General features: G+C 68.3%; 15 protein-coding genes. All 15 read right to left on the bottom strand.

Annotation, left to right across the window (positions count from 1 at the left end; translation table 11 throughout):
• Window positions 1-473: 473 nt before the first annotated feature.
• The 15 genes from ABH933_RS01330 to ABH933_RS01260 all read right to left on the bottom strand — a co-directional run bounded on the left by ABH933_RS01330 (window position 474) and on the right by ABH933_RS01260 (window position 13,286).
• The gene (locus ABH933_RS01330) at window positions 474-1,982 is read right to left on the bottom strand and encodes a YifB family Mg chelatase-like AAA ATPase (RefSeq protein ID WP_429414146.1); all 1,509 of its coding nucleotides are present in this window, start codon (window positions 1,980-1,982) and stop codon (window positions 474-476) included.
• Window positions 1,982-2,338: a YraN family protein gene (locus ABH933_RS01325; protein WP_429454907.1), complete on the bottom strand. Its 357-nt coding sequence runs from the start codon at window positions 2,336-2,338 to the stop codon at window positions 1,982-1,984. Before ABH933_RS01325 ends, ABH933_RS01330 begins: the two co-directional genes overlap by 1 nt.
• A gap of 177 nt (window positions 2,339-2,515) precedes the next feature.
• Window positions 2,516-2,821: a DUF2469 domain-containing protein gene (locus tag ABH933_RS01320; RefSeq protein WP_011210678.1), complete on the bottom strand. Its 306-nt coding sequence runs from the start codon at window positions 2,819-2,821 to the stop codon at window positions 2,516-2,518.
• A 122-nt stretch (window positions 2,822-2,943) separates the two neighbouring features.
• Window positions 2,944-3,687: a ribonuclease HII gene (locus tag ABH933_RS01315; RefSeq protein ID WP_429415640.1), complete on the bottom strand. Its 744-nt coding sequence runs from the start codon at window positions 3,685-3,687 to the stop codon at window positions 2,944-2,946.
• 39 nt (window positions 3,688-3,726) lie between these two features.
• Window positions 3,727-4,554, bottom strand: a complete 828-nt coding sequence (lepB, locus tag ABH933_RS01310) for a signal peptidase I (RefSeq protein WP_215918746.1) — start codon at window positions 4,552-4,554, stop codon at window positions 3,727-3,729.
• A gap of 106 nt (window positions 4,555-4,660) precedes the next feature.
• On the bottom strand, window positions 4,661-5,002 hold the full coding sequence (gene rplS, locus ABH933_RS01305) for a 50S ribosomal protein L19 (RefSeq protein WP_040826229.1): 342 nt from the start codon (window positions 5,000-5,002) through the stop codon (window positions 4,661-4,663).
• A gap of 147 nt (window positions 5,003-5,149) precedes the next feature.
• Window positions 5,150-6,040, bottom strand: a complete 891-nt coding sequence (locus ABH933_RS01300) for a hypothetical protein (RefSeq protein WP_429414139.1) — start codon at window positions 6,038-6,040, stop codon at window positions 5,150-5,152.
• 240 nt (window positions 6,041-6,280) lie between these two features.
• Window positions 6,281-8,620, bottom strand: coding sequence for a Tex family protein (locus tag ABH933_RS01295; RefSeq protein WP_429415637.1), 2,340 nt, complete (start codon window positions 8,618-8,620; stop codon window positions 6,281-6,283).
• 284 nt (window positions 8,621-8,904) lie between these two features.
• A complete protein-coding gene (locus tag ABH933_RS01290; protein ID WP_429414136.1) occupies window positions 8,905-9,141 on the bottom strand; it encodes a hypothetical protein in 237 nt (78 codons plus the stop codon).
• A gap of 50 nt (window positions 9,142-9,191) precedes the next feature.
• Entirely contained in the window at window positions 9,192-9,875 is a 684-nt protein-coding gene (gene trmD / locus ABH933_RS01285; protein WP_429415634.1) for a tRNA (guanosine(37)-N1)-methyltransferase TrmD, read from the bottom strand.
• 102 nt (window positions 9,876-9,977) lie between these two features.
• Window positions 9,978-10,529, bottom strand: a complete 552-nt coding sequence (rimM, locus tag ABH933_RS01280) for a ribosome maturation factor RimM (RefSeq protein ID WP_429414133.1) — start codon at window positions 10,527-10,529, stop codon at window positions 9,978-9,980.
• Entirely contained in the window at window positions 10,530-10,772 is a 243-nt protein-coding gene (locus ABH933_RS01275; RefSeq protein WP_067669576.1) for an RNA-binding protein, read from the bottom strand.
• Between the two features lies 1 nt (window position 10,773).
• On the bottom strand, window positions 10,774-11,211 hold the full coding sequence (rpsP, locus tag ABH933_RS01270; RefSeq protein WP_429414129.1) for a 30S ribosomal protein S16: 438 nt from the start codon (window positions 11,209-11,211) through the stop codon (window positions 10,774-10,776).
• A gap of 204 nt (window positions 11,212-11,415) precedes the next feature.
• The gene (locus ABH933_RS01265; protein WP_429414126.1) at window positions 11,416-11,931 is read right to left on the bottom strand and encodes a Uma2 family endonuclease; all 516 of its coding nucleotides are present in this window, start codon (window positions 11,929-11,931) and stop codon (window positions 11,416-11,418) included.
• A 254-nt stretch (window positions 11,932-12,185) separates the two neighbouring features.
• Window positions 12,186-13,286: an amidohydrolase family protein gene (locus ABH933_RS01260; RefSeq protein ID WP_429414123.1), complete on the bottom strand. Its 1,101-nt coding sequence runs from the start codon at window positions 13,284-13,286 to the stop codon at window positions 12,186-12,188.
• Between the last annotated feature and the right edge of the window lie 25 nt (window positions 13,287-13,311).

Raw genomic sequence — 13,311 nt, 5'->3', positions numbered from 1 at the left:
GGGCCGCCGCGATCGTCTCCGGATGCTCCGATGTGCTCTCCGCGGAGCTGGTCACCGCTTCCTCAAACATTGCCAGCCCTCCCATTCGGTAATGCGCCCAATCGCGACAGCCGGCCTTCCGTGGACGCCGCGTGTCGTATTCCGAAGTGCCACCGGCTCATCCGCTCCGACGCGCGGTCGCTCGTCCGCGCCTGTGCCCGGTAACAGCGGGCCGCGCCTGTACCTTGCACTGACAACTCGATCGCAAACACAGCTCCCCACCGCCCGCTCCCGGCGCAAAACAGCTCGCCACCATCCATTCCCGGCGCAAACACTGCGCCACTGCGCGTTCCCGATGTCAGCACCCCTCACCACCATCCGCCCCCAGCACATCACAGCCCGCCACCGCCCGTTCCGGCGCAAACACAGCTGGCCACTGCGCGTTCCCGGCGTCAGCACCGCTCGCAGCCCATCGGCGGGCTCGCCGCACGCACTCATGCCGCACCTCGCTGACGGAAGTTCAGCGCCTGCATGACATCCTGCGTGTTCGGCACCTCTCCCCCGCGCAAGTCGCAAATAGTCCAGGCAACTCTGATGGCCCTATCCGCGCCTCGGGCCGACATCCGGCCCAGCCGCAGGGCGTTCTCCACCGGCACCAGCGCCTCGGTCGGCAGCCGGAAGCGCTGGCGCAGAGTATGTCCGGGCACCTCGGCGTTGGTTCGCCAGCCGTACTCCTGCCAGCGCTCCGCGGCCGCACGGCGCGCCAACTCGACCCGCCCGCGGACCACCGCGCTGCTCTCGGCCGCCGCGGCGGCGAACGCACCGGCGGCCTGACCGTGCATCTGGCACCAGATATCGATCCGATCCATCAGCGGCCCCGACAATTTGCCGAGATAGCGCCGCCTGGCCAGCGGCGCGCAGATGCAGTCGACATCGCGAGCGGGGGCGCACGGGCAGGGATTGGCGGCCAGGATCAGTTGGAAGCGGGCCGGATACCGGGCCACGCCGTCGCGGCGGGCAATGCGAATCTCACCCTCCTCCAACGGAGTTCGCAACGCCTCGAGCACCTTCGTGCCGATCTCGGCGCATTCGTCGAGGAACAGCACCCCGCGGTGCGCGCAGCTCACCGCGCCCGGACGGGCCGAGCCGGACCCACCGCCGACCATCGCCGTCACCGACGTCGAATGATGTGGGGCGACGAAGGGCGGGATGGTGATCAGCGGATGGTCGCCGGGCAGTGTGCCTGCCACCGAATGAATCGCGGTGACCTCCAGCGCCTCCCGCTCGCTCAGTGGCGGCAGCAGCCCCGGAAGCCGTTGCGCCAGCATTGTTTTACCGATCCCGGGTGGACCGGTGAGCAGGACATGGTGGCCTCCGGCCGCGGCCACCTCCAGTGCCCATCGCGCCTCGTCCTGCCCGACCACCTCGTCGAGATCGTCGCCGGTACGGGCGCACGAGGGCAGAGCGCCATCGGGTTTGCGCAGCTGTCCCTCGCCGCGCAGCCAGTCGATGAGCTCGCGCAGGGTTGCCGCGCCGAGGACCGTGATTCCGTCGACCAGCCCGGCCTCCGCGAGTGCGGATTCGGGTACCACCGCCGTCGTCCGGCCCGCACCGCGCGCGGCCAGCACCGCGGGCAGCACCCCGCGTGCCTGCCGCACCCGGCCGTCGAGGGCCAGCTCGCCCAGCAGCACCGTGCCTTCCAGGCGCGCGGAGGGGATCGCGTCGCCCGCGTCCAGGACCGCCGCGGCCAACGCCAGGTCATAGACGCTGCCGACCTTCGGCAGCGTCGCCGGGGACAACGCCAGGATCACTCGCCCGTCGGGCCATTTCTCCCCGGAGTTCTGCACCGCGGCGCGCACCCGATCCCGCGATTCCTGCAGGGTGGTGTCGGGCAGGCCGACCAGATGCACCGACGGCAGGCCCTGTCCGACATCCGCCTCGATCTCGACCAGCTGCCCGTCCACTCCGGTCACCGCCACCGAGAAGGCCCGGCCCAGCACCATCAGAACACCGCCTTCAGGTGCTCGAGGACCGGCTCGCGGGCCGGTGCGAGCAGCACCGACACCACATCGAAGCGGATGTGCCGCCACGGCCCGGCCTGCTCGTGCAGCCACAGCAGCGCCAGCCTGCGGATGCGCTGCTGTTTGGTGAAGGTCACCGCCTCGGCCGGGGTGCCGAATCCGCGTCCCGAGCGGGTCTTCACCTCGACGAAGGCGGTAACCTCCGCATCCCGGACAATCAGATCCAGCTCGCCGTAGCGGCAACGCCAGTTTCGCTCGACGATCTCCATGCCGGCCGACTGCAGAAACTCCGCGGCCAGCTCTTCCCCGTGTGCGCCGAGCGCCAGATTATGTGCCACCCGGCCAGCTTGGCGTTGGCCTGTACCGGTCCCCTGCGGGCGACCTGCGGAAACAGAAAGCCTGTGGAAAGCCTTGCGGCTGTGGACAACACGGCGCCGACACGCGGATCGCCCGTCGAGCCGCACCCGGTCGAACGATGCGCGGCGCCCCGGCTCGGCCGGCAGCGCCGCCCACGTCTACTCCGGCAGGCGGAGGTCCGGCTTCTCCAGCTCCTCGATGTTCACGTCCTTGAAGGTGATGACGCGAACGTGTTTGACGAACCGCGCCGGACGGTACATGTCCCACACCCAGGCATCGGACATGCGCACTTCGAAGTAGACCTCACCGTCGGCGTTCTGCGGCCGCAGTTCGACAGAATTGGCCAGGTAGAAGCGGCGTTCGGTCTCCACCACGTACGAGAACTGACCGACGATGTCCTTGTACTCCCGATACAACGAGAGTTCCATCTCGGTTTCGTACTTCTCGAGGTCCTCAGCACTCATGCCTCCACCTCGCTAGCGCTCGGCTCCGGCATGAGCGCTGAAAGCGCTGTGCCTATGCTTCGCTCGCTGCGCTCGCTCATCTGGTGGAAAGTCCTCCCTCTCTCGCCGATCGTGTGCAGATATCATCTCGCATGCGCGCGAGCGGGGGCCACCCGCCTCACCCCGGGCGATTCCGGTTCCGCCGCCCCGGCTTCCACGCCGTCGGTCGAGCGCACGTTCCGCCAGCTCCGGCGATGCTCGCTGCTGGGCCCCAGACGATTCAGCGCCGCAAGATGCTCGGGCGTGTTGTAACCCTTGTGCGCGGCGAATCCGTAGCCGGGCAGCCGTTGATCGAGTTCGACCATCATCCGGTCCCGGGTGACCTTGGCCAGGATGCTGGCCGCCGCGATGCACGCCGCGCTCGCGTCGCCGCCGATCACCGGCAGCGAGGGCACCACGATCCCGGGCACCCGGAATCCGTCGGTCAGCACGTAGCCGGGCCGCTGTTCGAGGCCCGCGACCGCCCGCCGCATGCCCTCGATATTGGCGACGTGAATGCCGATGGCGTCGATCTCCCAGGCCGGGATCACCACCACCCGATAGGCCAGTGCGCGCCGCTGAATAATCGGAAACAGCTGCTCACGAGTCGTCTCGGACAGCTTCTTGGAGTCGTCGAGCCCGGCCAGCGAGTCGTAGGCCTTGGGTGCCAGCAGGCAGGCCGCCACGACGAGGGGGCCCGCACAGCAGCCCCGCCCTGCCTCGTCGACGCCGGCCACCGGCCCGAGTCCACTGCGAATCAGTGCCGCCTCGAGAGTGCGCAGGCCCGCCGCCCTGCGCATCACCACCCGCGGCGGCCAGTCTCCGGGACGATGCCCGTTGCGCGCCACTGCAGCCACAGTTCGATTATCCTTCGCGCCCCGGCGGTCTCAGTTCCTCTGGGGGTCCTGGGCCCGCACCGGCCCGATCCGTCCCGGCGGCCAGATCTTGAAGACCGCCTTGCCGCGCACGTCCTTGATCGGCACGGTCCCGGACAGCTCGTCGTCGACGTGGGCGCGCGAATCGGCGGATTCGTTGCGGTTGTCGCCCATCACCCACAGATTGCCGTCGGGCACCTTGATCGGGCCGAATTCGCGGCCGACGGGATTGATCGACAGGCCCATCGGGGTCTTGACCGCGAACGGCAGGCCGGGCTGATACGGATCGAGGTAGTGGGCGTACGGCTCGTCCAGCGGTTTGCCGTCGACCTCCACGCGACCCTGCGCATCGCAGCACTGCACCGTTTGGCCACCGACCGCGATTACGCGCTTGACCAGGTCGTTCTCGTCCGGCGGCACCAGGCCGAAGAAGGAGAAGAAATTCTGGATGCCGCGCACGACCGTATTGGTGGAGCGGTTCGAGTGGTAGTCGCTGTTCCAGGAACCGGTCGGACCGACGAAGACCACCACGTCACCCGGCTTCGGATCGCCGAAATCGTAGCTGAGCTTCTCCACGTAGATCCGGTCCCCGGTACAGCCCGGGCAGCCGTGCAACGTGGGCTCCATCGACTGCGAGGGGATCACGTACGGACGACCGATGAACGTCACCACCAGCGCCGCGATCACCGCCGCGATCACGATGAGGATCGGCAGCTCCTGCCAGAACGGGCGCTGCTTCTTCTGCTTCTTCGCCCGGGACCGCCGACGACGCGGCGCGGCATCACCCACACTGTCTTCGTCCAAGCCGGCCACCCTCACCGAGTCGATGTCGTCTGCCACGCCGAACAGGTTATCCCGACAACCCGGCAAACGTTGACCGGGCCACGGATACACGAAACCCCCGGGCCGATGGACCGGGGGTTCGTACCGACGCGGAGCGCGAAGCTCAGCGCTTCTCCTTGATCTTGGCGGCCTTGCCGCGCAGATCACGCAGGTAGTACAGCTTGGCACGGCGGACATCACCGCGGGTCACCACATCGATGTGATCGATGTTGGGGCTGTGCACCGGGAAGGTGCGCTCGACACCGACGCCGAAGGAGACCTTGCGAACCGTGAAGGTCTCGCGGATGCCGCCACCCTGACGCCGGATCACGGCGCCCTTGAAGACCTGGATGCGCTCCTTGTTACCTTCGATAACCTTCACGTGCACGTTGATGGTGTCACCGGGCCGGAAGTCCGGGACGTCGCTGCGCAGCGACTTTTCATCGACAAAGTCGAGGGTGTTCATTTCCGTCCTTTGGAGTTCGCGCGAACAGAGGAACCTGGCGGCGCGCAGTCTGCGCTCGACCGGTTCGTGCTCCGGATATGGGCGGTGCGCTGGGCAGAATTCGCCCAGGGCAACCCGAGTATTGTGCCAGATCGGCTCGGCCGATCGTTAATCGGGTCCGTGACCGGGCCGTCGCGGAGCGGCCATGTGCGGAAGCAAGGGGCCGAGCGGGTGCGGGGGCGCGGGCACCACCGTACGGGCCAGCTCCTCCTCCGCCGCCCACCGCATGTGTTCGACGACATTCGGCTTACCGGCGATCAGGTCCTGCACGAAGATCTTGGCCCGGATCACCGGCCGGCGGTACCGGCGTTCGCGCCGGATCGACCGCTGCATCAGCCGGGGTCGCCCGGCATATCGCCAGCGTGCCCACGGCGCCCCGGGCCGGCTCAGCCGCAGCGCACCGACGAAAAGCAGCGGCAGGAAGAACATTCCGAACAGCCCGGTCCAGATCTTGCCCTTGGCGATGACGATCGCCGCGAGGGCCAGATTCACGAACGCGAACACGCTGATGAAGGTGCGGCCCAGAGGGCTGTGATCGTGCCGGATACCGCCGATGTCAAGCAGCCAGAGCGGATGAAAGCCGAGCAGCAGCAGACCGGTGACCGCCAGCGCCACGAATACCGCGTCCACCGAGGTGCGGCCCTGCTCCTCCCAGTAGACATCGCGCAGGTAGTAGATGAGCGCGAACTCGTCGAGCACCAGGGCCGCACCGAGGCCGAACACCGACGACAGCGCGCTCACCGCGCCCACGCCGCTGCTGTACATCGTGACCAGTCCGATTCCCGACAGCAGCACCAGCACCACGCCGAACACCATGTGGTGGATGTGCACGTCGCCCGCGCGCACGTTGCCGGGCCACCAGCGCACCTGCTTGCGGATCAGCCGCACGGACAGACGGATCAGCAGGAAGCCGACGATGAATCCGAGCAGGAAGCACAGCAGCGGCAGCCGGCCGTGCGCGACCACGGTGTCCTCCAGCCACCGTCGCAAGTCAGCCATCTTCACCTCGCCTCCCCGCTCGCGCCACCTCGCGAGTCGGATCCCACAGCCACATTGTGCAGGAACCAGCTGTGCCGCCCGGTGAACTACGGCCGACCTTGCGCCGCCACCCGGGCATCGAGCAGAAGCAGGGCGCCGCCGAACAGCGCTCCGGCCCCGCACGTCAGCGCGCAAACCTCATCCGGCGCGAATTTCACGATCCGCCACCCGGATTCCATCGTTACGACCGAATCCGGCTGGCTACTTCCCGAATCCGGCCCGGCGCAACGCGTCGGCCATCGAACCGGTGGGCTCGGGGGCATTGCGGCGCTGCGAGTTACGATCCTGCCCGCCGCGGCCCTGGCCGCCTTGTCCGCCGCGGCCACCCTGCCCGCCGCGGCCCTGGCCTCCGCGCCCCTGACCGCCCTGCTCCTGCTGGCGCGGGTTGCCGCCGCCGCGCTGGCCCTGCTGGCGCGGGCGCGAATCGCCCTTGTCCGGTTTGCCGGGCTCATCGTCCAGCCGCAACGACAGTCCGATGCGCTGCCGGGCCACGTCGACCTCGAGTACCTTGACCTTCACCACGTCGCCGGACTTGACGACCTCGCGCGGGTCCTTGACGAAGTTGTGCGACATGGCCGACACGTGCACCAGCCCATCCTGATGGACGCCGATGTCGACGAAGGCGCCGAAGGCGGCCACATTGGTGACCACGCCCTCGAGCACCATGCCGGGCTGCAGGTCGGCAACCTTCTCGATGCCCGCGGCGAACTCGGCGGTCTTGAACTCCGGGCGCGGGTCGCGGCCCGGCTTCTCCAGCTCGGAAATGATGTCGGTGACGGTGGGGACTCCGAAACGCTCGTCGGTGAAATCCGCGGGGCGCAGCGAGCGCAGCACCGCGGTGTTGCCGATGAGTTCGGCCACACCGCGACCGGTGGACTCGAGCATCCGGCGCACCACCGGATAGGACTCCGGATGCACCGCCGAGGTGTCCAGCGGGTCGTCCCCGCCGCGGATGCGCAGGAAGCCCGCACACTGCTCGAAGGCCTTGGGACCCAGCCGCGGCACCTTCAGCAGGGCGCTGCGACTGCCGAACGGACCGTTCTGATCGCGATGCGCCACAATGGATTCCGCCACCGACGTCGCGATGCCCGACACCCGCGAGAGCAGCGGTACCGAGGCGGTGTTGACATCGACGCCGACCGCGTTCACCGCGTCCTCGACGACCGCGCCCAGCGACCGAGCCAGCAGTGTCTCCGAGACGTCGTGCTGGTACTGGCCGACGCCGATGGACTTGGGGTCGATCTTCACCAGCTCGGCGAGCGGATCCTGCAGACGGCGCGCGATGGAGACGGCGCCCCGCAGCGAGACGTCCATGTCGGGCAGTTCCTGCGAGGCGTACGCGGAGGCGGAGTACACCGAGGCCCCGGCCTCGGACACCACGATCTTGGTGGGCTTGTTCTCCGGGATCCGGGAAATCAGCTCCGTGGCCAGGGCGTCGGTCTCCCGCGAGGCGGTGCCGTTACCGATGGCGATCAGCTCCACGTTGAACCGGGCGACCAGCGCGGCGAGCACGGCCAGGGACTTCTCGGTCTGCCCCTGCGGCTTGTGCGGGTAGATGACCTCGGTGGCCACGGCCTTGCCCGTGCTGTCCACCACCGCCACCTTGACCCCGGTGCGGTATCCGGGATCCAGGCCCATCGTGGCGCGCGTGCCCGCGGGCGCGGCCAGCAGCAGATCGCGCAGATTGGTGGCGAACACGTCGACCGCGTCCTTCTCGGCGGACTGCCGCAGCCGCATCCGGATATCGATGCCGAGGCTGACCTGCAGCTTGGTCCGCCACGCCCAGCGCACGGTGTCCAGCAGCCAGGTGTCGGCGGCGCGGCCCTGATCGGCGATGCCGAACTTCAGCGCGATCCGGCCCTCGTAGATCGTGCGCTCGCCCTCGGCGAGTTCTTCCGCGTCGGACTCGAGGTGCAGGGTCAGCACCTCCTCCTTCTCCCCGCGCAGCAGGGCCAGGATGCGGTGCGAGGGCAGCTTGTCGAACGGCTCGCTGAACTCGAAGTAGTCGGCGAACTTCGCCCCGGCCTCTTCCTTGCCGGCGCGCACCCGCGAGCTGACCTGCCCGCGATTCCACATCAGCTCACGCAGCTCGCCCACGAGATCGGCGTCCTCGGCGAAGCGCTCCACCAAGATCGCGCGGGCGCCCTCGAGCTGGTCGGCGGTGTACTGCGCCGGATCGGTGGTGGGATCGCCGATCAGCGCGTCGGCGACCGGCTCGTGCCCGGCCTCGCGCGCGATCTGGGCCTTGGTGCGCCGCTTCGGCTTGTAGGGCAGGTAGATGTCCTCGAGGCGCGCCTTGGTCTCGGCCAGCATGATCTGCTGCTCCAGCGCGGCGTCCAGCTTGCCCTGGCCTCGAACGGATTCCAGGATCGAGGCCCGGCGCTCGTCTAGCTCGCGCAGGTAGTGCAGCCGCTCCTCCAGCTGGCGCAGCTGTGCGTCGTCCAGGCCGCCGGTGACCTCCTTGCGGTACCGGGCGATGAACGGAACGGTGGACCCGCCGTCGAGCAGTTCGACCGCGGCGCGTACCTGTTCGTCGCGCACGTTGAGCTCGGTGGCTAGGCGGCGGCCGACGCTGGCTAGGTGGACCGTCGCTGTTCCTGCCGGAGCCGCGGGCGCGGAGCCGACGGCGCTGCCGGTTTCGGCGCTGGCCGTTTCGGTGCTGACGGGTTCGGAGGCTGTCGTCACGCCCGCAGACACTACCGTCGACCTCCGACAGCAAACCAGGGTGCCGCGCCGCCGCGCCGCGCGGCCGCACCCCTTTCCGCCCATCGCACGCCGTTCCGGTTGCGAAATCCACGCTCCCCCAGCGCTATTGCCCGACGCGACTACGCGCGCCGAATCGCGGCTGGCAGATACCCCAGCAGGTCGTCGACGAGGTCGGCCGGGTCGGCGCGCCCCTTTCCGTCGGCGGCCAGATGCCCCGCCGCGGCCAGATCCGCCGCCCCGTGCGCCTGCGCGCGCAGCAGCGCCGCCAGTCGTTCCGGGTTCCCCGGGACTGCCTGGTTGATTCGTCGCGCGGGATATCGCGGCGCACAGAGTCCACCGGGATCACACGACGGCATTGCGGCACACCGGAATACCGCCGCTGTATCCGAGGGCGGGGCGTGGGTACCTACTCGGGCGGGAGCAGGTCGGGGCGGCGCTCCTGGGTGCGGGCCAGTGACTGTTCGCGACGCCAGGCATCAATCTTGGCGTGGTTGCCCGACAGCAGGATCTCCGGAACGTCCAGCCCGCGCCAGCTGACCGGACGGGTATAGCTCGGCCCCTCGAGCAGCCCGTCGGAGAACGAATCCTGTTCGTGGGACTGCCGATTGCCCAGGACGCCCGGGCGCAGGCGGACCACCGCCTCGGCCATCACCAGTACCGCGGCCTCGCCGCCGATCAGCACGTAGTCGCCGATGCTGACCTCCTCGACCCGCACCCGGCGCGAGGCATCATCGAAGACTCTTTGATCGATGCCCTCGTAACGACCGCAGGCGAAGACGAGATGCCGCTCACCGGACCATCTCTGGGCGGTGGCCTGCGTGAACGGGACTCCGGCGGGGGTGGGCACCACCAGGAGGGCGTCAGCGGGACAGACCTCGTCGAGCGCGTCGCCCCACACGGTGGGCTTCATGACCATCCCCGGGCCGCCGCCGTAGGGGGAATCATCCACGGCCTTGTGCACGTCGTGGGTCCAGCGACGCAGATCGTGGACTTCCACCTCGACCAGGCCCTTGTCGATGGCCTTGCCCAGTAGGGCCGTCCGCAGGGGCTCCAGGTACTCGGGGAAGATCGTGATTACGTCCAGGCGCAGCGGCCCGGGTGCGGATTCGGTCGAGGATGCCGCCCCGGACTCGCCCGCCGCCTCGTGACTCGACGCCGCGTCACGTGGTTCGGCGAATCCGTCGCTCATCGCTCACTCCTTGTCCGGCAACCCTTCCGGGTCCAGCAGGCCCTCGGGCGGATCGATGACGATCAGGCCCTCGGCGATCGATACGGTGGGAACGATCGCGTTGACGAAGGGAATCAGGATCTCCCGCTGCTTGCCCTCGGCATCCTCGGCGGTCACCGAAAGCAGTTCTCCCGCAGCCGAATGCAAGACCTCCGCGACGGTACCAACCACGGTGCCGTCGGCCAGCTGCACCGAGAGTCCCTCGAGCTCATGGTCGTAGAACTCGTCGGGATCCTGCGACGGCGGCAGATCGTCGGTGTCGACCAGAAAGACCATGCCGCGCAACGCATCCGCCGCGGACCGTCCGGCGACACCGCGCAGATGCACGAGGAGCCGGCCCGAGTGCTCCCGGACCGACTCGACGGTGTATTCCTGAACCGACTTCGCGCGCGGCATGCGACCCCGCAGGACCACCCCCTCGGCGAAGCGCAATTCGGGCTCGTCGGTGCGGATCTCCACGACGAGTTCGCCGCGCACTCCGTGCGACTTGGCGACCCGCCCGACAACCAGTTCCATCTACTGATCGGTGTCGACGACGTCGACCCGAATGCCCCGGCCGCCGATCCCGGACACGAGGGTGCGCAGCGCGGTCGCGGTACGACCGCCCCGCCCGATCACCTTGCCCAGATCGTCCGGGTGCACATGCACCTCGACGGTGCGGCCGCGACGGCTGGTGATCAGCTCGACGCGGACGTCGTCGGGATTGGCAACGATGCCGCGAACCAGATGTTCGACAGCATCGGCGACGACGGCAGACATATTATTCAGCAGCCTCGGTCTCGGTGGCGGCCTCGGCGGCCTCCTCCTTCTTGGCGGCCTTCTTCTTCGGGGTCACGGCCTCGGCGACCGGCTCGTTGTCGGCCGCGGCCAGGGCGGCGTTGAACAGGTCCAGCTTGGACGGCTTGGCGGCCTTGGTCTTGAGGGTGCCCTCGGCGCCCGGCAGGCCCTTGAACTTCTGCCAGTCGCCGGTGATCTCCAGCAGGCGCTGGACGGGCTCGGTGGGCTGCGCGCCGACGCTCAGCCAGTACTGCACGCGCTCGGAGTCCACCTCGATCAGCGAGGGCTCTTCCTTCGGGTGGTACTTGCCGACATTCTCGATGGCGCGGCCGTCGCGGCGGGTGCGCGCATCGGCGACGACGATGCGGTACTGGGGGTTGCGGATCTTGCCGAGCCGCGTGAGCTTGATCTTGACAGCCATGGGCTTGCCTTTCGGATGGGTCGGCCTGGGCCGACCGAATGGTCACGGCGCAATTCAGCGACCCGCACGGCTTGCGGGCCCGGTTTCGCGTTGAGTGTGTGACCGCCGCGCGGTACGTAACCGGAGACGGGCTGCACTTGTCCTCGACGAGGACGGTTGTTCATTGTGCCAGACGGGCGATGTGACCTGGAAATCAGGCCCTGATCAGCGCGGCTGCGCCGTCGGAACCTTTACTGGGACGGGTCCCGGGGCCGTCACCACCTCACCGGCGTCAGCGTAGGCCACCTGCTCATAACTGCTCTCGCCCAGTCGGTAACCCCAGAACCTCATGGGCTTGCCCTTCGGAAACTCCACTAGCCAGAGGTAGCGCACGCCCGCACTGGCATACGCCGCAATCTTGTCATCACGCTCTTGACGGGTATTTCCCGGCGACCAAAGCTCGACGGCCAGTTGAAGACTATTTGCACCGAAGCTGGTCTGGTCGATATCCGTATCGATGACGGCGATATCTGGAATCACACCGGTTCGGAACCGCGTGCTGATCCGAATCCCTATCCCCGGTAGAACGCGCAAATCGGTCCGACCAGCACCACGGAGGGCGTCCCGAAGTAGAACAATCAGTTCGATCAGCACGTGCTGGTACAAGCTGGTGGGCGGCGGCGTCACGTGCAGGTACCCCCAGATGAGCTCGAGTCGAGATCCATCGGACGGGTGCTCCATTGTCAGCTACTCGTCCAGCGTTGTGGGCCCCAGCGGGTGGATCGTCGCAACCTCGGCGGTCATCGTCGTCTCCCAACGGAAATCAGGCGGAAAGGCAAGGCAGTACCTGTACGCACAACAGTGTACCGATCACATCGCAGCAGGTCGCCGGTGGAAAATCAGCATCGGCGCGGCGCGGCGGACCCGCCGGTTTCTGGAATTTCCAGTAATTCGGATCCCTGCCGACCAGGTTCAATTCGCACGCAGCACGGGCATCACCGATGCCCGGTGACCGGATCGCGACGGGGGTACACCTGGCCTCGAAGCACGACGTAGGCGGGTGCGGAAAGCACTTCCGGACCGGTCCTCGGGTCCGCCTCATACACCACGAAATCCGCCGAGGCCCCGTGTTCGATCCCCGGACGCCCCAGCCACTCGCGCGCATTCCACGACGACGCACCCAGCGCCTCGTGCCGGGACAGGCCCGCGCCGGCCAACGCGTCGATCTCCTCGGCGATGCGGCCGTGCCTGATCGAGCCGCCCGCGTCGGTACCCGTATATATCGGCACGCTCGCGGCATGGGCGTTGGCGACCGTGTCGCGCACGCGGCGGTGCAGGTCGCGCATGTGCGCGGCATAGACGGGGAATTTGGTTGCGCTGTCGGCGATTTCGGGGAAGGTCGCGATGTTGACCAGGGTCGGCACCAGGGCGGTGCCCTGGCGGGCCATCATCTCGATGGTGTCGTCGGTCAGGCCGGTGCCGTGCTCGAGGCAGTCGATGCCGGCGCCGATCAGTCCGGGCAGCGCGTCCTCGCCGAAGACATGGGCGGTAACCTGGGCGCCCTCCCGGTGGGCGGCGTCGATCGCCTCCTTCAGGATCGCATCGCTCCACAGCGGGCGCAGATCGCCGACGGAGCGGTCGATCCAGTCGCCCACGATCTTGACCCAGCCGTCGCCGAAGCGCGCCTGTTCGGCGACGATCTCCGGCAGGTCGCGCTCGTCGTCGAGTTCGATGCCCAGTTCCCGGATGTAGCGCTTGGGCCGGGCGATATGCCGACCGGCGCGGATGATCCTCGGCAGATCTTCGTGATCGTCGATGAAGCGGGTGTCGATGGGCGAGCCCGCATCGCGCAGCAGCAGCGCGCCGGCGTCGCGCTCGGTCTCGGCCTGGGCGATCGCGCCCGCGCGGTCCTCGTCGCCGCCGCCGTAACGCAGGCCGACGTGACAGTGCGCATCGACCAGGCCGGGCACGATCCAGCCTGTGTCGCACAGGGTTTCGGCATCTCGAACGGGCTCGACGGAGATCAGGCCGTCGTGCACCCACAGATCGCGCACGTCGTTGCCCGGAAGAACCACTCCCCGCAGATGCAATCGCATACCGCCTCCTGGTTGCGCCCCATGT

The organism is Nocardia sp. GP40 (genome assembly GCF_050434125.1).
Taxonomy (GTDB): Bacteria; Actinomycetota; Actinomycetes; order Mycobacteriales; family Mycobacteriaceae; genus Nocardia; species Nocardia albiluteola.
This window is presented reverse-complemented; position numbering and strand designations above follow the sequence as displayed.

Excerpts from the sequence above, each read along its gene's own strand:
- ABH933_RS01330 (WP_429414146.1), bottom strand. The coding sequence starts at position 1,982 with ATGGTGCTGGGCCGGGCCTTCTCGGTGGCGGTGACCGGAGTGGACGGG.
- ABH933_RS01320 (WP_011210678.1), bottom strand. The coding sequence starts at position 2,821 with ATGAGTGCTGAGGACCTCGAGAAGTACGAAACCGAGATGGAACTCTCG.
- rplS (WP_040826229.1), bottom strand. The coding sequence starts at position 5,002 with ATGAACACCCTCGACTTTGTCGATGAAAAGTCGCTGCGCAGCGACGTC.
- ABH933_RS01300 (WP_429414139.1), bottom strand. The coding sequence starts at position 6,040 with ATGGCTGACTTGCGACGGTGGCTGGAGGACACCGTGGTCGCGCACGGC.
- ABH933_RS01290 (WP_429414136.1), bottom strand. The coding sequence starts at position 9,141 with ATGCCGTCGTGTGATCCCGGTGGACTCTGTGCGCCGCGATATCCCGCG.
- rimM (WP_429414133.1), bottom strand. The coding sequence starts at position 10,529 with ATGGAACTGGTTGTCGGGCGGGTCGCCAAGTCGCACGGAGTGCGCGGC.
- ABH933_RS01275 (WP_067669576.1), bottom strand. The coding sequence starts at position 10,772 with ATGTCTGCCGTCGTCGCCGATGCTGTCGAACATCTGGTTCGCGGCATC.
- rpsP (WP_429414129.1), bottom strand. The coding sequence starts at position 11,211 with ATGGCTGTCAAGATCAAGCTCACGCGGCTCGGCAAGATCCGCAACCCC.
- ABH933_RS01265 (WP_429414126.1), bottom strand. The coding sequence starts at position 11,931 with ATGGAGCACCCGTCCGATGGATCTCGACTCGAGCTCATCTGGGGGTAC.
- ABH933_RS01260 (WP_429414123.1), bottom strand. The coding sequence starts at position 13,286 with ATGCGATTGCATCTGCGGGGAGTGGTTCTTCCGGGCAACGACGTGCGC.